Consider the following 20,309-nt stretch of genomic DNA (forward strand, 5'->3'; position numbering starts at 1 on the left):
CTCAAGCGCGCGGTTGCAGTCACAGGCAGGGAAGCCCGACAACAATAATCAAGGAGAAACCGATGCAACTGACGCGCATTGCCCAAGCCGTTCTACTCAGCCTGTTCGCCAGCCACGCTGGCGCCGCGACGTTGGAAAGCACCCGCACAACGATCGCCGAACAGGCGCAAAAACTCGAACCGGAACTGCTGGAAACCCGCCGCGACATCCACGCTCATCCAGAACTCGGCAACACCGAAAAACGCACCGCCGAGCTGGTCGCCAAACAACTCAAAGCGATGGGCCTGGACGTCAAAACCGGCGTCGCCCGTACCGGCGTGGTCGCCGTCCTCAAAGGCGCCCTCCCCGGCCCGACCGTGGCCCTGCGCGCCGACATGGACGCGCTGCCGGTCAAGGAAGTCGCCGACCTGCCCTTCGCCTCGAAAGCCAAAGGCATCTATCTGGACAAAGAGGTCGACGTCATGCACGCCTGCGGCCACGATGCCCACACCGCGATCCTGCTGAGCACGGCGAAAATTCTCACGGGCATGCGCGACACCCTGCCCGGCACCGTGGTGTTCTATTTCCAGCCCGCCGAAGAAGGCCCGAGCGACTTCATCCCCGACGGCAAAAACACCTGGGGCGCAAAAATGATGGTCGAGGAAGGCGTGATGAAATCACCGAAACCCGACGCCGTTTTCGGACTGCACGTCTGGGCCGGCGTCCCCGCCGGCCAGATCGCCTACCGCCCCGGCGCCACCCTCGCCAGCTCCGACGATCTACGGATCAAAATCCTCGGCAAACAGACCCACGCCGGCCGCCCATGGGACGGCATCGACCCGATCACCGTCGGCGCGCAAACCATCGTCGGCCTGCAAACCGTGGTCAGCCGCCGCACCGATATCTCCTCGTACCCGTCAGTGGTCAGCATCGGCACCATCAACGGCGGCACGCGCTACAACATCATTCCCGAATCGGTCGACATGACCGGCACGATTCGCTCTTACGACTACGGCATCCGCCAGAAACTGCATACCGACGTCCGCCAGACCGTGGAAAAAATCGCCGAAAGCGGTGGTGCGAAAGCGGATGTCACCATCATCGAAAAATACGACCCGACCATCAACAACCCGGCGCTGACGGAAAAGATGCTGCCGACGTTGAAGTGGGCGGCCAAGGATGATGTGGTGAATGCACCGCTGGTGGGTGGCGCGGAAGACTTTTCTTTCTATGCCAAGGAAGTACCGGGGTTGTTTGTGTTTCTCGGCGTGACACCGCGGGATCAAGACATGAGCAAGGCTGCGCCCAATCATAATCCGGGGTTCTTTGTGGATGAGTCGGCGCTGGTGGTGGGCGTGAGGACATTGGCCTCGTTGGCGACGGATTATTTGTATACCAATGCGGGGGCAGGCAAGTAGAGATTAGGTGACTGTGGGGGCGCTTTCGCGAGCAGGCTCGCTCCCACATTTGAATTGTGTGCAGCCTGCAAGAAATGGGTCGGCTGTCAGGACGCCATCGCGAGCAGGCTCGCTCCCACATTTGGACCGTGTGCAGCCTGTCAGAAACAGGTCGGCTGTCAGGCCGCCATCGCCGGCAAGCCAGCTCCCACAGGGATTGAGTCCAACCGGTAAACCTATATCGCTTCTGCTTCTCACCACTCAACACAATGAGCGCAAGCTCGAGTACCGCTCTTGATCTTGATCCACGGGCGACGTCGGAAGGCTGAGTGGAGGGATTGATCCGGGGGTGGGAGCGTAGCGACCGTTTGGCGAAGCCAAACACAGCGAGAGGAGGTGCAGCGAAGCAAACCGTAGGCGCTGCGCCCGGATCGATCCCGGAGCGAAGGGACCCCGAGCCCCAGCGAGCGGGCCGCACGTAGGAGCAAGCCTTTTTGGTTACTTTTTCGGCGTCTGGAAAAAGTGACCCGCCGTAAGGGCGGAACCCTAATCAGCAACACCCGAAGCAACGGATATACCCCCAAAACGCTCAAACAACATCCACCCCGACATGAATCGCATCATGCCGCCAAAACTCCAGATCACAATCAATCAACCGCTCATGCTGATCATAATTGACCCGAGCAATCCGCAACCCCGGACTCCCCACCGACACCCGTAAAGCCGCCGCCGCATCCACCGACAACGACGTAGGCACAATCTCAAAGCGCACCCGCCCATAGTGCAAATCGTAATGCCGCGCATACAACTCGGTCATCGACTGATTCAAATCAAACTCAAGAATCCCCGGAAAAAACTGCGGATTCAAATAGTGCTCCACATACAGCACCAACCGCCCATCAATGCGCCGCGATCGGCAAATCTGAATCACGCTCGACAACGCCGGCAACTGCAACCACGCACACACCGCCGCCGAAGCCGGCTGCAACCGCGCCGAAATCACCTCGGTCGACGGCACCCGCCCCTGCGCACTGACCATCGCGTGAAAATGACTGCGTTGCATCAGGTTATAGGCCAGACGCGGCGGCGAAACGAACCAGCCACGGCGCTCCTCGCGATAAATCTGCCCCTGCGCCTCCAACTGCAACAACGCCTCACGCACGGTAATCCGCGTCGTACCGAACAACTCACTGAGCTTGCGCTCGGCCGGCAACTTGCTGCCCGCAACCAGCAACCCGTGATCGAGCTGCTCCTGCAACACCTGGCCAATCGCTGTCACCGCTTTTGTTGCCTCATCGCGCATCAACGTTACCTATCTGGACTAGACCAGCACTGTTTCGGGGCAAAACCGCACGGCAATCGAGCCGTTTCCTGATATTGCAAGCCTAGGCAGTGCAGATGACCGAGAGATGACAAAACTACCGAACGGTCGTCTTCACGACTTGCAATACATCGGCCAAGTCCCTTGCTCTTCGGGCCTTTGAGCATGGTCTACGCTTATCTGGCAGCCGCCCATACCGGGCAAACATAAGGCCTGAAACAAGGCCGCCGACATCAAAGTGTCATCCAGCCCCCTTAAATTGGCTCAGGTATTGCTGACCTAGACCAACAACCACCGCAATCGCAGCGTTGAACACGACCAAGGAGCTTCGGAATGAAACAGCTTTTCCTGGCAACACTGTTAGGCTCGACCATTGCAATGTGCACCTCCGCCATGGCGGCCGGCACCGATCTGAAAACCCTCGAAGCCGCTGCGAAAGCGGAAGGCGCCGTCAACAGCGTCGGCATGCCCGATGACTGGGCCAACTGGAAAGGCACCTGGGAAGACCTGGCCAAGACCTATGGCCTGAAACACATCGACACCGACATGAGCTCGGCTCAGGAAATCGCCAAGTTTGCTGCCGAGAAAGACAATGCCACCGCCGACATCGGCGACGTCGGTGCTGCCTTCGGCCCGATCGCGGTCAAGCAAGGTGTGGTGCAACCGTACAAGCCAAGCACCTGGGATCAAGTCCCGGACTGGGCCAAGGACAAGGACGGCAACTGGGCGCTGGCCTACACCGGCACCATCGCCTTCATCGTCAACAAAAAACTGCTGCACGGCTCCGAAGTGCCGACCAAGTGGGCTGACCTCAAGGGCGGCAAATACAAGGTCTCGATCGGCGACGTGAGCACCGCCGCCCAAGCCGCCAACGGCGTTCTGGCTGCCGCACTGGCCAACGGTGGCGACGAGAAAAACATCAAGCCTGCGCTGCTGCTGTTCGCCGACATCGCCAAACAGGGTCGCCTGTCGATGGCCAACCCGACCATCGCCACCATGGAAAAAGGCGAGATCGAAGTCGGTGTGGTCTGGGACTTCAACGGTCTGAGCTACAAAGCGAAGATGGCCAACCCGGATGACTACGTGGTGCTGATCCCGTCCGACGGTTCGGTGATTTCCGGCTACACCACGATCATCAACAAGTACGCGAAAAACCCGAACGCCGCCAAGCTGACCCGCGAATACATCTTCAGTGACGCCGGCCAGACCAACCTCGCACGCGGCAACGCCCGTCCGATCCGCGCCGAGCACCTGCAACTGCCGGAAGACGTGAAGGCCAAACTGCTGCCGAACGAGCAGTACAAAAAGGTCACCCCGATCAAAGACGCCGATGCGTGGGAAAAGACCTCCAAAGCCCTGCCACAGCAGTGGAACGAAGAAGTCATCGTCGAGATGAAATAACACGGCTGATCACCACTTTGTGATCTGAAACAAATCCCCATGTAGGAGTGAGCCTGCTCGCGATAGCGGTCAATCATTCAACGACAATGTTGACTGGACTACCGCTATCGCGAGCAGGCTCGCTCCCACAGGAGATCTCGGCTGAGTCTGAAATTTCCTGTTTCGCGGAGTTTTTGCCCCTATGAAGCACAACGTCATCCTTGTCGTGCTCGACGGCCTCAACTACGAGGTCGCACGTCACGCCATGGGGCATCTGCAGGCTTATGTTGGCGCAGGACGCGCCGCGCTCTACCAGTTGGAGTGCGAACTGCCGGCCCTGTCCCGACCGCTTTATGAATGCATCCTCACCGGCGTACCGCCGATCGACAGCGGTATCGTCCACAACAACGTCGCGCGCCTGTCCAATCAGCGCAGCATTTATCACTACGCCCGCGATGCCGGTTTGAAAACCGCTGCGGCGGCGTATCACTGGGTCAGCGAGTTGTACAACCGTTCGCCGTTCGTGGCAGCACGCGACCGCCACACCGACAATCTGTCGCTGCCGATCCAGCACGGGCATTTCTACTGGAGCGATCACTATCCGGATTCGCACCTGTTCGCCGACGCGGAAAACCTGCGCCTGCGCCACGATCCGAATTTCCTGCTGATCCACCCGATGAACATCGACGACGCCGGGCACAAACACGGCCTCGACTCTTCGCAATACCGCAACAGCGCGCGCTTCGCCGACATCATCCTCGCCGACTATCTGCAGAGCTGGCTCGACGCCGGCTATCAAGTGTTGGTGACCGCCGACCACGGCATGAACAACGACCGCTCGCACAACGGCCTGCTGCCGGAAGAGCGTCAGGTGCCGCTGTTCGTCCTCGGCGATGCGTTCAGCCTCGACGCTGGCGCGGCTCCGAAGCAAACGGAAATCTGCGGCACCGTCTGCGAGTTGCTTGGCGTGCCCCACGACAAACCTGTGTGCCGGGAGTTGCTCAAGTGAACTCAATGACTCGCGGCAAATGGCTCGCGGCGCTGTGCCTGGTGCCCTTCGCGCTGTTCTTTATCGTCTTCGAGATCGCCCCGCTGGTCTGGGTGATGATCAACAGCCTGCAATCGGAAGAGTTCGGTTGGGGCATCGAAAACTTCACCAAGATCTTCAATTCGAAGTTCTATTTGCAGGCGATCCAGTACAGCCTGGAGATCAGTTTCTGGTCGAGTGTGTTCGGCATCATCATTGCCGTGCTCGGGGCGTATTCCCTGCGCCGGGTCGACTCGAAACTGCGCAACTTCGTCAACGCCTTCGCCAACATGACCAGCAACTTTGCCGGCGTGCCCCTGGCCTTCGCCTTCATCATCCTGCTCGGTTTCAACGGCAGCATCACCATCATGCTGAAGCAGTCGGGGATCATTCAGGACTTCAACCTGTACTCGAAAACGGGGTTGATCATCCTTTACACCTACTTCCAGATACCCCTCGGCGTGCTGCTGCTCTACCCGGCCTTCGACGCGTTGCGTGAAGACTGGCGCGAGTCCGCCGCACTGCTCGGCGCCAATGGCTGGCAGTTCTGGCGGCACATCGGTTTGCCGGTACTGACCCCGGCGTTGCTCGGTACGTTCGTGATCCTGCTGGCCAACGCCCTCGGCGCGTATGCCACGGTGTACGCGTTGACCACGGGCAACTTCAACGTGCTGCCGATCCGCATTGCGGCGATGGTTTCCGGCGATATTTCCCTCGACCCGAATCTGGCCAGCGCTTTGGCCGTGGTGTTGGTGGCGCTGATGACCATCGTCACCGTCGTGCATCAACTGCTGCTGAAGAGGAGCTACCATGTCTCGCGCTGAATCCGGCCCGGCCGGCCTCTACCACCGCGTCGTGGTTTACCTGCTGTTCGCGATCCTCTTGCTACCACTCGTAGGCACGCTGGTTTATTCGATCGCCAGCAGTTGGTCAGCGACCATTCTGCCCAGCGGCTTCACCTTCAAGTGGTACATCCAGTTGTGGAGCGATCCGCGCTTTCTTCATGCCTTCGGCCAGTCGTTGCTGGTCTGCGTTGGCGCGCTGGTGCTGTCGGTGGTGCTGATCCTGCCGCTGCTGTTTGTGGTGCATTACCACTTCCCGAAACTCGATGCACTGATGAACATCCTCATCCTGCTGCCCTTCGCGGTACCGCCGGTGGTGTCTTCAGTGGGACTGCTGCAACTCTACGGTTCCGGGCCGATGGCCATGGTTGGTACACCGTGGATTCTGATCGGCTGCTACTTCACCGTGGCGCTGCCGTTCATGTACCGGGCGATCACCAACAACCTGCAAGCGATCAACCTGCGCGACCTGATGGACGCCGCGCAACTGCTCGGCGCCAGCACCTTTCAGGCAGCCGTTCTGGTGGTGCTGCCGAACCTGCGCAAAGGTCTGATGGTCGCGTTGCTGCTGTCGTTCTCGTTCCTGTTCGGTGAGTTCGTCTTCGCCAATATTCTGGTCGGCACCCGCTACGAAACCCTGCAGGTGTACCTGAACAACATGCGCAACAGCAGCGGCCACTTCACCAGTGCGCTGGTCATCTCGTACTTCTTTTTCGTGCTGGTCCTGACCTGGATCGCCAACATCTTGAACAAGGACAAAAGCGAATGAGCTATGTCAGCGTCCAACACCTGCAGAAAAACTACGCGGGCACCACGGTGTTCAGCGACATCAACTGCGAGATCAACAAGGGCGAGTTCGTCACCCTGCTCGGTCCGTCCGGTTGCGGCAAATCCACTCTGCTGCGTTGCATCGCCGGCCTGACGCCGGTGGATGGCGGCAAGATCCTGCTCGATGGCGTCGATATCGTGCCGTTGAGCCCACAGAAACGCGGGATCGGCATGGTGTTCCAGAGCTACGCGCTGTTCCCCAACATGACCGTGGAGCAGAACGTTGCCTTCGGTTTGCGCATGCAAAAGGTCAACGCCGACGACAGCCATAAACGCGTTTCCGAGGTATTGAAACTGGTTGAACTGAACGACTTCGCCAGCCGCTATCCGCATCAACTGTCCGGAGGACAATGCCAGCGCGTCGCCCTTGCTCGCTCACTGGTCACGCGTCCGCGCTTGCTGTTGCTGGATGAGCCGCTGTCGGCGCTCGATGCGCGCATTCGTAAGCACCTGCGCGAACAGATCCGCCAGATTCAGCGCGAACTCGGCCTGACGACGATCTTCGTCACACACGATCAGGAAGAAGCGCTGACCATGTCTGACCGGATTTTCCTGATGAATCAAGGAAAAATCGTACAAAGCGGCGACGCCGAAACCCTCTACACGGCGCCCGTCGATGTGTTCGCCGCCGGCTTCATCGGCAACTACAACCTGCTCGATGCCGACGACGCGTCGAAGCTGTTGCAACGCCCGATCAACCACCGCATCGCCATTCGCCCGGAAGCCATTGAGCTGAGCCTGGAAGGCGAACTCGATGCGCAGATCCGCAGCCACAGCCTGCTCGGCAACGTCATCCGCTACCGGATCGAGGCGCGCGGCGTGGAACTGGTAGTGGATGTGCTCAACCGCTCGGCCGCCGATCTGCATCCCGACGGTCAGCGTCTGGCACTTTCCATCGATCCGACGGCCCTGTGTGAGGTAGCCTGATGACTTTGCTGACGTTGAAGAGAGAACTGCACTGATGGCTTTGGCAATTTTTGATCTGGACGAAACGTTGATCCACGGCGACTGCGCCACCCTCTGGAGCGAGCAAATGGGGCGCCTGGGCTGGGTCGATCCTGAATCGTTCATGCGCAAGAACAACGAACTGATGGACGCCTACAGCCATGGCAAATTGCGCATGGAAGACTACATGGAGTTCAGCCTCGAACCGCTGATCGGGCGCACGCCGGAAGAAGTCGAGCACCTGGTCGGGCCATGGGTTGAAGACTTCATCGAACCGATCATCTTCAGCGACGCGACCAAGACCATCGCCGCCCACCGCAAGGCAGGCGACCGGATTCTGGTGATCTCGGCGTCGGGCACGCACCTGGTCAGACCGATTGCCGATCGACTGGGCATCGATGAAATTCTGGGCATCGAACTGGAAGTCGCCCACGGCGTTTACAGCGGCCACACCCTTGGCACCCTGACCTACCGCGAAGGCAAGATCACCCGCTTGCTGGAATGGCTGGATGCCGAAGAGGAGAACCTGGAGGGCGCGAGTTTCTATTCCGACTCGCGCAATGATCTGCCGTTGTTGCTGAAGGTAGATTTCCCACACGTGGTCAACCCGGATCCGGTGCTACTGGAACACGCGGAAAAAGCCGGCTGGCCGATCCATCTCTGGAAATGACAAAGATTTAATCTGCAATTGCAGACAAGCTGACATCCCAAACCTGAGTTCGCCTTCAGGTGTCAGGTCGATGTAGCTCGACAGGACAACCCGGTCAGTCCCCTCTCCCTTTGGGAGAGGGTTAGGGTGAGGGGCTTCTGCTGCAAATCAGCTCAGACTTTCGTCAATCACCAATACCAGTTTTCCAGAAACGGTATTACTCGCCAACTCGGCAAACGCTGCCTCGGCATCCTTCACCGCAAACACCTTGGCCAACTGCGGACTCAACCGCCCTTCAGCAAACAACGGCCACACTTGCTGGCCCAGATCACTCAACAGATCGGCCTTGAACTGATCATCACGGCTGCGCAACGTCGAGCCGAGCAACTGCACACGCTTGGCCAATATCTGCGCCAGATCCAGTTTCGCCTCACGCCCGCCCATCAAACCGATCAACACCCAGCGTCCATCCAGCGCCATCAGCTTCAGGTTCAGCGCCGAATAATTGCCGCCGACCGGATCGAGAATCACATTGAACGGCCCGAAATCACGCAGACTCTCCAGATCATCGGTGCGCACCACCCCGCCCTGCGCACCCAGCGCCTCACAGTAAGCCAGACGCTCGGCCGAACCGACGCTGACCCAGCACGGATTGCCAAACGCCTTGCACAACTGAATGGCGGCTGAACCGATTCCACTTGCGCCGGCGTGCAAGAGAACTTTCTCACCCGGTTTGAGCGCCGCAAGTTGAAACACATTCAGCCAGACTGTTGCGTAAACCTCGGGCAATGCCGCCGCCTCGATCAGCGAGACGCCTTCGGGAACCGGCAGCACGTGCCGCCCGTCGACCACCACCTCTTCGGCCATCCCGCCCCCGGCCAGCAAGGCGCAAACCCGATCGCCGACCTGCCACGCACTGCCCGCGCCGACCTCGCTGATGACCCCGGAGCACTCAAGACCGAGCACTTGGCTGGCCCCTGGCGGTGGCGGATAAAGCCCTGCTTTCTGTAATAAATCGGCGCGATTGAGGCCCGCTGCCGCCACTCGGATGCGGACTTGTCCTACATCGCACGTAGGACTCGGCTCTTCAACCCATGCCACTTGACCGTCAACGCCTTGCAATGCCTTCACAGTGCCTCCATAGTGAGTCTGGACTGAGCCCGAAGCTGTAGCGCCGGGCTTTTTGCATTATGCGACCGGCTCTCGTAGAACCGGCGACTTCAAAGACGGCCTAATATGCGTTATCAATTGTCCCCGCGTCGAATCAGCATGAAGCATTTGCTCCCCAGCACCGCCCTCGCTCTTTTCATCGGTATCGGTTTGTTGCCGGTGTCGGGCAATACATTCGCAGCCAACAGCTGGGACAAATTGCAGCCTGATCGCGATGAAGTCATCGCCAGCCTGAACGTCGTCGAGTTGCTCAAGCGTCACCACTACAGCAAGCCGCCGCTCGACGATGCACGCTCGGTGATCATCTACGACAGCTACCTCAAGCTGCTGGATCCGTCGCGCAGCTACTTCATGGCCAGCGACATCACCGAATTCGACAAGTGGAAGACCCAGTTCGACGACTTCCTCAAAAGCGGCGACCTCAACGCCGGGTTCACCATCTACAAGCGCTATCTGGACCGCGTCAAGGCGCGTCTGGACTTCGCCCTTGCCGAGCTGAACAAAGGCGTCGACAAGATGGACTTCACCACCAAGGAGACCTTGCTGATCGATCGCAAGGACGCCCCTTGGCTCAAATCCACCGCTGAGCTCGACGACCTGTGGCGCAAACGCGTCAAGGACGAAGTGCTGCGGATGAAGATCGCCGGCAAAGAGCCGAAGCAGATCCAGGAAACCCTGACCAAGCGCTACAAGAACCAGTTGGCACGCCTGGACCAGACACGTCCGGAAGACATCTTCCAGGCGTACATCAACACCTTCGCCATGTCGTACGATCCGCACACCAACTATCTGTCGCCGGATAACGCGGAAAACTTCGACATCAACATGAGCCTGTCCCTCGAGGGCATCGGCGCCGTGTTGCAGAGCGACAACGACCAGGTGAAAGTCGTGCGTCTGGTGCCAGCTGGCCCTGCCGACAAGACCAAGCAGGTCGCCCCGGCCGACAAGATCATCGGCGTTGCCCAAGGCAACAAAGAGATGGTCGACGTGGTCGGCTGGCGTCTGGACGAAGTGGTCAAGCTGATCCGTGGTCCGAAAGGCACCGTGGTGCGTCTGGAAGTGATTCCGGCGAGCAATGCACCGAACGACCAGACCACCAAGATCGTGCCGATCACCCGTGAAGCGGTGAAGCTCGAAGACCAGGCCGTGAAGAAGTCCGTGCTCAACCTGAAACAGGACGGCAAGGACTACAAACTCGGCGTCATCGAAATTCCAGCTTTCTACCTCGACTTCAAGGCGTTCCGTGCCGGTGATCCGGACTACAAGAGCACCACCCGCGACGTCAAGAAGCTGCTTACCGAACTGCAGAAAGACAAAGTCGACGGCGTGGTCATCGACCTGCGCAACAACGGCGGCGGTTCCCTGCAGGAAGCCACCGAGCTGACCAGTCTGTTCATCGACAAAGGCCCGACCGTACTCGTGCGTAATGCCGATGGCCGTGTCGACGTACTTGAAGATGAAAACCCGGGTGCGTTCTACAAAGGCCCGATGGCGTTGCTGGTCAACCGCTTGTCCGCCTCGGCTTCGGAGATCTTCGCCGGCGCCATGCAGGACTACCACCGCGCGCTGATCATCGGTGGCCAAACCTTCGGCAAAGGCACCGTGCAGACCATTCAGCCGCTCAACCATGGCGAACTGAAACTGACTCTGGCCAAGTTCTACCGGGTCTCCGGTCAGAGCACCCAGCATCAGGGCGTATTGCCGGACATCGACTACCCGTCGCTGATCGACACCAAGGAAATCGGCGAGAGCGCACTGCCGGAAGCCATGCCGTGGGACACCATCCGCGCGGCGATCAAACCGGCGGCCGATCCGTTCAAGCCATTCCTGGCCCAGCTCAAGTCTGAACATGACACCCGCACCGCCAAGGATGCCGAGTTCGTGTTCATCCGTGACAAGCTGGCCCTGGCGCAGAAACTGATGGAAGAAAAAACCGTCAGCCTCAACGAAGCCGAGCGCCGTGCCCAGCACAACGACATCGACGCCAAGCAACTGGCGATGGAAAACATCCGTCGCAAAGCCAAAGGCGAAGAGCCGCTCAAAGAGCTGAAGAAAGAAGACGAAGACGCCCTCGCGGCCGCCGACCCGGACAAGGTCAAACCAGAAGACGATGCCTACCTGAGTGAAACCGGGCGCGTCCTGCTGGATTACCTGAAGCTGAGCAATCAGGTGGCCAAGAAGTAAGGTGATGGCAATTTAGTGCTGACGATCCCCAGATCGTCATCAAACAGTCATCATTCTGTCGTGCAATAAAGGACTGGGAGCCACTCTCTTCATCGAGAGCGCTCCCAGTCCTTTTTTTATCGCCAGAGATTGCCATGACCACGACCGAACAGCTGAGTGCCTTGAGCTCGATCCTGACTCAAAGCGGTTTACACAGCCTGTTCCAACCGATCATCAGTCTCTCGGAACGGCGCATTCTCGGCTACGAAGCGCTCACGCGCGGCCCTTCCAACAGCCCTCTTCACTCGCCGATCGCACTGTTCGCCGTGGCCCGTCAGGCCGGGCGTTTGAGCGAACTGGAAATCGCCTGCCGCCAGAGCGCTTGCCGACGCTTCAACGAGCAGCAACTGCCGGGCAAACTGTTTCTCAACGTCTCGCCGGAATCCTTGCTTGAAGCCGCCCATCAACCGGGGCGCACGTTGCAGTTGCTGCAGGATTTCGGCATTCCGCCCAGTCAGGTCGTCATCGAGCTGACTGAACAAACACCGATCGATGATTTCCAGTTACTGCAAACGGCCTTGCATCACTATCGAGCCATGGGTTTTTCGATTGCACTGGATGATCTCGGTGCCGGCTACTCAAGCCTGCGTTTGTGGTCGGAACTGCGCCCGGACTACGTGAAGATCGATCGCCACTTCATCGATGGCATTCACCAGGACGCGTTGAAGCGCGAGTTCGTCGGCTCCATCCTGCAAATCGCCAAAGCCTCGCGCGCGCAAGTCATCGCCGAAGGCATCGAGTTGCCGGAAGAACTCGCGGTGCTAACTGAAATGGGCGTCGATCTGGTGCAGGGCTACCTGCTCGGCCGCCCTCAGGAACATCCGCCGCGCGATGCCCGCGCCTTGATGCCCAAACACGACAGCAGCAGCGTTGCGCTGAACGACGAAGGCAGCGACCTCAGCGCCCTGCTCAACGACCAGCCAGCCGTACATCGCGACACACCCACCGCCAACGTACTGGAAGCCTTCCGCCGCCAGGCCAACCTCAACTCACTGGCAGTACTCGACGAACAAGGCCAACCCTGCGGCATCGTCCACCGCCATTCCTTGTCGGATGCGCTGCTCAAACCGTTCGCCACCGACCTGTTCGCGCGCAAACCGATCAGCCGCCTGATGAACGACGACTTCCTCGCCGTGGAAATGAGCCAGTCGTTGCAACAGGTCAGCCGCCTGATCACCAGCCGCGCCCGCCAGCGCATCGAAGAAGACTTCATCATTACCCTCAACGGCGGGTATCTCGGCCTTGGCAGAGTGATCGACGTGCTCAAACTGATTACCGAACTGAAGATTCAACAGGCTCGTTATGCCAACCCGCTGACTCTGCTGCCCGGCAATGTGCCGATCCAGCAGTGCCTGACTCGCCTGCTGCAACAGGGACGAGAATCCGTCATTTGCTACGTCGACATCGACAGTTTCAAACCCTTTAACGATATCTACGGCTACGGACGGGGTGATGAAGTTCTGCTGTGCCTGGCGCAATGCCTCAACGAGCGGGTAGACCCCTCCCGCGACTTCGTCGGCCATATTGGCGGCGACGACTTCCTCCTCGTTCTCGGCCCGGAAGAGTGGCGTAAACGTCTTAATCAACTGCTTGATGATTTCCAGAGCCAATGCCGACGCTTCTACCGCCCCGAACACCTTGAGGCGGGTTGCTTCATCGCACCGAATCGCCAAGGGGTGCGGCAGGAGTTTCCGCTGTTGTCGCTGTCCATTGGCGTCGTGCATCTACATCCCGAAGCCTGCGCACAACTTGATGCCAGTCAGCTTGCGGAGATGGCCTCGCAGGCAAAGCATCATGCGAAGAATGTTCCGGGGTATAGCGTGCATGTGATTGATAGTCTTACCGCTCCAGACCTCCATCCATCGCAACTAGTCGGCCAACGTTGATTTCTTCAATTTCGCGAATTAGCTAGATCAATCAAAATCACCATTTTGTTTGATCTTCAAGACTCGCCCGAAGTAAATCATCCTTCCATGACTCACTTACGACTTCGTATATATGTTCAAAAAAACCACGAGCGTCTATTATTTGTGTTTCGTCCCACGCGAGCACTCTCGGATCTTCATAGTCGCTTTCAAACTCTCCAGAAAAATCAAAGCAAGCATCCTGCAAATGGCTTTCAATGAGATTGTAAATCAAATATCTATGACGATAGGTTAAATAATCAAACTCAGGAACAATGAAGTTTTTAATTATTTCTTGTCGATCATCATAATTATTTGGATCGTAGTTCCACAATGCCTGACCAAGCGTCTCTTCCCGATCATAAATCGATATTCCACTCAGAACGTTAGAGAGCCGGGGCTCATATGGCAACTTTGTAAATGGTAGCATCAACATAAGTTCACCTATCTTGGAAAGCCAGTAAATGGTCGCGTAACATCTCGCTTATCAAACTTCACTTCTGCCCCATCCAAGCTATCTATATAACGAGGATTGCTTAGATCTGTTGTATTGGGCTTGTAGCCACGGCCTGCCCCTGGCAATTTCATCCTAACAATAGGGTTTTGGTCAGCATCATATCCTGTCGGCTCAGGATTTTTTTTATGCATTCTAGATAAAGCAAAATGCAATGCTCGAAACTGCATCATCCAACTACTGAATTGAGAGCTCGGGCCCACCATCCCTCTAACGCCTTTTTTTGTTGGATGCGAGCCGTCTATTGACCTCTGCTTTAAAGCTGCATCATCAATCTCTGGCCCATGTTTTTCTACTGAGTGCATTCTGTATTTTCTGTTCCAAGCTAATACCTGACGCTTAGCTTCAGCTTCATTTTGCGGCCCATCTTTGCCAACAGCCGGAACGACAGGCAACCCTTGATTTACATTAGGCTTGTTAGCCTGAGGTGGTACTGAGCACTTCTGGTTCTTATTTTTTTTGGGTGGCGGGCAGTTGGAGCTCAACCCCAACGGATCCACCCACCCCGTCGGATTCGGCACGTACTGGTACTGATTCAATCCACCAGCCAACTTGATCGGATCCGGTGTCAGATACCGCCCCAGCCGCGGGTCGTAGTACCGGTGCCGGTTGTAATGCAGGCCGCTTTCCGCATCGAAGTACTGCCCCTGAAAGCGCAGCGGCTGGTTCAGGTAGTCGTCGCCAGCCAGGGTCAGCGCGGCGACTTTGCCGTAGGCGTCGTATTGCGCGGACCAGACGATGTCGCCGCTGTAGTCGGTGAGTTCCTGCGGGGTGCCGAGGTGGTCGAGTTGGTAGTAGAAGGGGCAGGCTTTTTTCGGGCCTTTGCCGTCGAGCAGCGCCAGCGGGCGGAAGGTGCCGGGTTCGTAGACGTAGCTGCGGTATTCGCTTTCGCTGCTTTCTGCGACGAGGTGGTCGCCTTGCCAGAAGAACTCGGTGGTCTCGCCGTTGACGGTTTTTCGGATGCGCCGGCCGAAAGCGTCGTATTGGTAAGTCGCGGTCTGGCCGTCGGGACGGGTCAGGCCGATCAGGCGGTGCTGGCTGTCGTAGCGGTATTCGGTGACGAGAGTCTGCGCGCGGCCGCGACGTTCGCGGATCAGGTTGCCGAAGGCGTCGTAGTCGTAGTGGCGGTCGCCCTGCATCAGCAGGCGGTTGCCCTTGATCTGGCTCGGGCCGGGGCGGTCCTGCATCAGCAGGTTGCCGGCCGGGTCGTGGGCGAAGCTTTCCGGCAGTTCGTCGCGTGAGTGGCGTACGCGGATGAGGCGGTCGAGCGCGTCGTAGCCGTAGGTGCGTTGGCCGTGGCGGCTGTCGGCGATGTGCGCGAGATTGCCGTTGGCGCTGTAGGCATAATCGCGGCGGTACAGCGAATCGTGCTGATGGCCTACAGCGTGGGCGAGTAATCGTCCCTGATCGTCGTAGGCATATTCGCTGTGCAGCAGCCCCTGCTGGCGTTGTTGTTCGCGGCCCGACTGGTAGACATGCCGGGTCAGCGATGCGCCATTGAGGTCGATGGCGGCCAGTGCACCGCCCTTGGCGTAGTGATAGTCGAGTTTGCTGTTGTCCGGCAGGCGCATGCGCTGGAGCTGGCCGCAGGCGTCGTAGCGGTAACGCAGGGTGCCCCAGCCCTGATGCTCGGTGATCAAGCGGTCCTGCCGGTCATACTCGAAGGCCAGGGGGTGTTGCTGACCGTCGTCGACACTGATCAGTCGGCCGAGGCGATCGTATTGATAAAAAACCTTGAGGCCGTCGGGCAGGGTTTTGACCAGAAGACGCCCGGTAGCATCGCGCTCATAAGCGGTGAGCAAACAAGAGCCGTCATCCCCGAACTCGGTCTTTTCCAGCAGATGCCCGTTGAGGTCGTAGGCGTACGCCGTGCGGCGGCCGTCAAAAGCGCTTTCCTGACGAATCAGCCCGGTCGGCGTGTAATCCAGCCGATACTTTTCCCCGGATTCGTTTTCGATCTCGGTGAGCAGCAGTTGCGCATGGTCATAGCGGTACTGCACCTGCGTGCCGTCGGGGTTGATCCGCCGCGAGACCAGGTGCAGGTCATCGTCGTATTCGTAGCGGGTGATGCGCCCCAGTTCATCGCGCTCGGCGGTGACCTGACCGTAGGCGCCGTAGCTGTAGGCGCGGGTGCTACCGGTAGGAAATGTCGTCTGAATCAGTCGGCCAACGGCGTCCCAGTGCTGACGGGTGACTGCACCGTGTTCGTCCGCGGTCGTGGTCCGCCGCCCCAGTGCGTCGTAGGAAAAGCGTCGTACGCCACCGTCCGGCAAGGTCTCTTCGGTCAACTGGCCGAGGCTATTCCAGACCAGCCGATGCCGGCTGCTGTCCGGGTAGCGGATCGACAGCAACTGACCCCGGGTGTCGTAGTAGTAATGGGTGACCTGACCATCGGGGTCGACCGCTTCGGTGACATCGCCTTCGGCATTGCGCCGATAGATCCACACCGCATCGCCGCGTGAACGCCGGTACAGGAAACCGTTGCGATACTCGTAGGACGTGGGCGCCTCATCCGGTGGAATCAGCGCGATCAGCCGTCCGACCTCGTCGTAGCGGTATTCGGTGACGGCGCCCAAAGCATCCTGCTCGGCGATCAACCGCACCGAAGAGTCATAGGCCTTGAGCTGTTCGCCACCGTCCGCCGAGACTTTACGCACCAGCCGCGCACGCTCGTCGTGGACGTACGTCTCTTCGGTGCCATCGACGTAATGCACCGCGACACTGCCGTCGTCGTTCCAGACGTAGCGCGTGTCCATCTGCGAGAACGACGCCCAGTGACGCACGCAGCGGGCAGCTTTCCCTGACCGTTCCCACTCCCAGAAGAAACTCGCCCCGCCAGCCAGTTGCCGCTGCAGGATTACGTGGGCGTCGTCGTAGTCGTAACGCTCACTGTCGCCGACCGCATTGGTCGCTTTGATCAGGTGCTGATAAGCGTCGTAGCGGTAACTGACCAGCGCTTGTTCAGTTACCCACTCCGCGTTCTGAAAAACCTGGTAATCCACACCCAGCAACTGCGCCCGGTCATAGCGCAACAGCAGCGAACGCCCGGCACCGTTGTCCAGTCGCTGCACCCGGTCAGACCGATCGCGCTGCACCGTCAGACGATTGCCATAGGCATCGCTGATCGCCGTCAGCCGTCCTGCACGAAAGTGATAAAACCGCGCCGTATCCCCGGCCAGCGCGAGGATCAGCTCCTCCGGTTCATCGCCAAGAAAAATCGCCGCCCGCGACAGACTGTTGTGAATCGCCGGTCGTTCAACGCTCGGCAACGGAAACCGTGTTCGCCGGTTTTCGTGATCGACCCAGACAACAAACTCGCCTTCAAACGCCAACCGATGCGCCAGCGAATGGCTCCAGCCAAACCCCAACCCAACATCGATTTCGGCGGCACTAGAGCGATACAACCGCGTGAACTCAAACGGCAACACGCCATCGAGCACGGCATCGCTCAGGGTCAGCAGCTCTTCGCCGGTGACCATCGACACCGGACAACCGTTGGTGCAGGTGAAGGGCACGCAATCGGCGCTGTCACCGTTGGGATTTTTCGCCTGATCCGGTGAGTCGTCGTGATGCTCGTCTTTCTTCAGCAAGGTGTTGCGCTGCGCATCCCAGCGCAACTGCATCCGGCCCTTTTTCACACCTGCCGCGATGCCTCGGGCAGCAACGGCTTTGTATTGATCGACGTATTTGATGAAGCCCTCAACGATGCCGAACATCGCCTGCACCAAACGCTTCACCGCCGACAGCAATTGCACGGCGCGATCCGCCAGACGCAGCGTCAGATAAGCGATGCCTGCACCACCACTGACGAACGTCAAGACGACGCTGATCAGCACATCGATGAGCACCTGCACCATGATCATCGATGCTGCTTCTGCGGTTTTGCCGGCGATTTCACTGGGCGGCAGCATCTCCAGCCAAAGGCTGGCAGTGCGCAGCAATAAACACAGTGCAGCTTCGTCACTGACCAGCAATTGAAGCTTTTCCATGACGCCAGGGGCTGTCGCTGCCAGCTCCATCAACTGCGTGGCGCCCTCGCCCAATCGCTCGGCGAACGCTCCGGGATCCTTGAGAATGTCCGAGAGCAAACCAATGCTGTCCCACACCCCCTCGATCGCCGCCCAACTCCCGGCGAGCATGCCGTTGCCCGCCGCCGTCGCCACCGACTGCGACCACTGCGGTTTGAAAACCTGCCACTCGCTGCGCAACCAGCCATCCAGCTCAGCGGTCAGGCCGTCATAGGCGTTGAACAGGTTCTCGACCTGACCCTCAGTGACCTCGCTGTGCACCTGCACCCGGTAGAACTTTCCCGCTGTTCCCGTGAACGAGCCCTTGCCTTGCGCGTCGAGGGTCACGGGGGTGGTTTCGCCACCATCCATGGCGATCACATCGACCACGATGTTGCCGAGCGGGATGTCGTACACCGACTCGAATTTGCTCTCGATCTCCATCACCCTGCCCTTCGGGCACTGGACGACACCTGAGAAAAATTCGTTGTCAGTGCTGCTGACGGCAGTGCTGTCGGCACCGAAGCGGATGATCCGCTCCATGCCCATCAGCGACGGAAAATCCGTCGCGTGACTGACTTTTTCCGCCGCTCGACTGGCCCAATGCTTGAGCTGCTCGCGGTAAATACTGAGGGTGGCGGGAAAGCTGTCGAGTCCTTGCTCGATGCGGGTGACGGCTTCCATCAGCGCACGCGGGTGTGCGAAGTGGACTGAATAACCGGGTCAAACATGAGCGTTCCCTCGCGCAAAAATTAGGCGCGGGAACTGTGCGGGGGATCAATCAGGAAAGAAGTCAGGCGAGTAGGCGATGACTGTAGGACTTGTCTGTAATAAATCGCTCATAGATAAACAATCGCGCAAAAACGCAAACGCGGCGTGAGGAAAACCTCACGCCGCGTTTATTTGAGCAGACACAAATGGATTTACAGTGTTGAGTCGCGAGCACTCAGCTCTTTCAATTTGAGTTCAGCCAACGGGTGCTCAGCCTTGGCAGCCATGCGCCACCAACGGGCGGCTTCGACAGGATCCGGCGGCTTGCTCGGTGTCCCGGCCAAGCTGATCACACCGACCTGATAAGCCGCTTTGCCATCACCCGCAAGTGCCGCCAACCGCAACAGGCGCACACCTTCTTCACGCGCGCCCAGGCCGACACCACGAAAGGTCAGGATGTGCCCATAGAAGCTTTGCGCACCGACATCGCCAAGGTTGGCCATGCGCGCAAACTGACCTTCAAGCCAGCGCCAGCCACGCGGTTGCCGTACGAACCACGACCAGTGAAACAGCCTGCGAGCCAGCCAATAGCTCGCCCGCGCCTTGAGCCGTAAAAACACTCAGGCCTCCGCCGATTCCGGGTACTCGTATTCAAAAACGCGGACCACTTCCGAGGCGTGCCAAGAGGCGGCGGCAACGCCATCGGACGGCCCGGAAAAACGCCCCAGACGTTCAACGCACTCAAAGAAACCGGTGCGTGGCAGGCGACTGGCACCTTGGCTGATCACCAGTGAGCTGCGCAACGGTTGCTCGGCCTTGGCATCCAGCGCGGCCAGATGCTCAAGCGCGGCGGTCAAGGTTTGCATGGCCGGTGTCGGCAATTGCAACCGCTCGAGCAAGGCGCGATAAGTCAGCAGATGGCGCTGACGGCGCGCCTGATCCAGCTCTCCGAGCAATCCGTCCCAATGTTGACGACTGATGCGTACGCTCACGATTCATCCCTCCACCCTGGCACCGTCAGTTCCCAGGCCAAACTGCGGCGAATCGCGGCGTCGGGCTGACGCTCACCACTTTCGATCATGGCCAGATAAGACGGGCTGATGCCTACCGTGCGGGCCAGCGCCTCAATGGCGATGCCCTTCCCTTCGCGCAAACTGCGTAGTTGATCCAGACCTGGAAGAATCTGGTCTGGTGTGGCCGCGAGCGGCGTGACTGCCGGACGCGACGGTGTTTCGTTGATACCTGCTGCTTTTAGTAGAGCCTGATACTGAGCCCACGGCAGAACCGCGTATTCGGGTTCGCCATCGCGTGCAATTATCTGAATATCCATGACTACCCCGTAGGACAACAACACTTAGCGAGTCGGCACTTTTCCCTAGAAGTGTAATCCTAACAGCGGCCAAGGTCGCGGG

General features: G+C 58.9%; 16 protein-coding genes. 9 read left to right on the forward strand and 7 right to left on the reverse strand.

Going from position 1 to position 20,309, the window contains the following annotated elements; genetic code table 11:
• The first annotated feature begins 62 nt into the window (after window positions 1–62).
• Window positions 63–1,397, forward strand: coding sequence for an amidohydrolase (locus HUW52_RS22435; RefSeq protein WP_175554941.1), 1,335 nt, complete (start codon window positions 63–65; stop codon window positions 1,395–1,397).
• A gap of 568 nt (window positions 1,398–1,965) precedes the next feature.
• On the opposite strand, the gene HUW52_RS22440 is transcribed toward HUW52_RS22435, so the two are convergent.
• Entirely contained in the window at window positions 1,966–2,679 is a 714-nt protein-coding gene (locus tag HUW52_RS22440; RefSeq protein ID WP_175554942.1) for a UTRA domain-containing protein, read from the reverse strand.
• Between the two features lie 351 nt (window positions 2,680–3,030).
• On the opposite strand from HUW52_RS22440, the gene HUW52_RS22445 reads away from it, so the two are divergent.
• The 6 genes from HUW52_RS22445 (at window position 3,031) to HUW52_RS22470 (ending at window position 8,389) form a co-directional block, all read left to right on the forward strand.
• Window positions 3,031–4,098 carry an ABC transporter substrate-binding protein gene (locus HUW52_RS22445; protein WP_007916337.1) on the forward strand — a complete coding sequence of 356 codons (1,068 nt, stop codon included), beginning with the start codon at window positions 3,031–3,033 and terminating at the stop codon, window positions 4,096–4,098.
• A gap of 181 nt (window positions 4,099–4,279) precedes the next feature.
• Window positions 4,280–5,086, forward strand: a complete 807-nt coding sequence (locus tag HUW52_RS22450) for an alkaline phosphatase family protein (protein WP_175554943.1) — start codon at window positions 4,280–4,282, stop codon at window positions 5,084–5,086.
• Between the two features lie 5 nt (window positions 5,087–5,091).
• Window positions 5,092–5,928: an ABC transporter permease subunit gene (locus tag HUW52_RS22455; RefSeq protein ID WP_162130782.1), complete on the forward strand. Its 837-nt coding sequence runs from the start codon at window positions 5,092–5,094 to the stop codon at window positions 5,926–5,928.
• Entirely contained in the window at window positions 5,915–6,715 is an 801-nt protein-coding gene (locus tag HUW52_RS22460) for an ABC transporter permease (protein ID WP_016983774.1), read from the forward strand. Before HUW52_RS22455 ends, HUW52_RS22460 begins: the two co-directional genes overlap by 14 nt.
• Window positions 6,712–7,701 (forward strand): ABC transporter ATP-binding protein, encoded by a 990-nt coding sequence (locus HUW52_RS22465; protein ID WP_016983773.1) that lies wholly within the window; start codon window positions 6,712–6,714, stop codon window positions 7,699–7,701. The genes HUW52_RS22460 and HUW52_RS22465 overlap by 4 nt, the downstream gene beginning before the upstream one ends.
• A 34-nt stretch (window positions 7,702–7,735) precedes the next feature.
• Complete coding sequence (locus HUW52_RS22470; protein WP_016983772.1) at window positions 7,736–8,389, forward strand: HAD family phosphatase; 654 nt, start codon at window positions 7,736–7,738, stop codon at window positions 8,387–8,389.
• A 147-nt stretch (window positions 8,390–8,536) separates the two neighbouring features.
• Here the strand turns inward: HUW52_RS22470 and HUW52_RS22475 are convergent, their stop codons facing one another.
• Window positions 8,537–9,499 (reverse strand): zinc-binding dehydrogenase, encoded by a 963-nt coding sequence (locus HUW52_RS22475; RefSeq protein WP_175554944.1) that lies wholly within the window; start codon window positions 9,497–9,499, stop codon window positions 8,537–8,539.
• 138 nt (window positions 9,500–9,637) lie between these two features.
• On the opposite strand from HUW52_RS22475, the gene HUW52_RS22480 reads away from it, so the two are divergent.
• Both HUW52_RS22480 and HUW52_RS22485 read left to right on the forward strand, forming a co-directional pair.
• Window positions 9,638–11,722 (forward strand): carboxy terminal-processing peptidase, encoded by a 2,085-nt coding sequence (locus HUW52_RS22480; RefSeq protein WP_175554945.1) that lies wholly within the window; start codon window positions 9,638–9,640, stop codon window positions 11,720–11,722.
• Between the two features lie 134 nt (window positions 11,723–11,856).
• Window positions 11,857–13,647, forward strand: a complete 1,791-nt coding sequence (locus HUW52_RS22485) for a bifunctional diguanylate cyclase/phosphodiesterase (RefSeq protein WP_175554946.1) — start codon at window positions 11,857–11,859, stop codon at window positions 13,645–13,647.
• Between the two features lie 37 nt (window positions 13,648–13,684).
• Here HUW52_RS22485 and HUW52_RS22490 read toward each other — a convergent pair whose 3' ends face one another.
• The 5 genes from HUW52_RS22490 to HUW52_RS22510 all read right to left on the reverse strand — a co-directional run bounded on the left by HUW52_RS22490 (window position 13,685) and on the right by HUW52_RS22510 (window position 20,227).
• Window positions 13,685–14,101 carry a hypothetical protein gene (locus HUW52_RS22490; protein ID WP_175554947.1) on the reverse strand — a complete coding sequence of 139 codons (417 nt, stop codon included), beginning with the start codon at window positions 14,099–14,101 and terminating at the stop codon, window positions 13,685–13,687.
• Between the two features lie 8 nt (window positions 14,102–14,109).
• Window positions 14,110–18,870, reverse strand: coding sequence for an RHS repeat-associated core domain-containing protein (locus HUW52_RS30840; RefSeq protein WP_175554948.1), 4,761 nt, complete (start codon window positions 18,868–18,870; stop codon window positions 14,110–14,112).
• Window positions 18,871–19,109: 239 nt separating this feature from the next.
• Window positions 19,110–19,517 carry an SEL1-like repeat protein gene (locus HUW52_RS22500; RefSeq protein ID WP_175554949.1) on the reverse strand — a complete coding sequence of 136 codons (408 nt, stop codon included), beginning with the start codon at window positions 19,515–19,517 and terminating at the stop codon, window positions 19,110–19,112.
• Window positions 19,518–19,889, reverse strand: coding sequence for a hypothetical protein (locus HUW52_RS22505; protein WP_003223109.1), 372 nt, complete (start codon window positions 19,887–19,889; stop codon window positions 19,518–19,520).
• Window positions 19,886–20,227, reverse strand: coding sequence for a helix-turn-helix domain-containing protein (locus tag HUW52_RS22510; RefSeq protein ID WP_016987827.1), 342 nt, complete (start codon window positions 20,225–20,227; stop codon window positions 19,886–19,888). Before HUW52_RS22510 ends, HUW52_RS22505 begins: the two co-directional genes overlap by 4 nt.
• Between the last annotated feature and the right edge of the window lie 82 nt (window positions 20,228–20,309).

The organism is Pseudomonas sp. 43A (assembly GCF_013363935.1).
GTDB lineage: Bacteria > Pseudomonadota > Gammaproteobacteria > Pseudomonadales > Pseudomonadaceae > Aquipseudomonas > Aquipseudomonas crudilactis.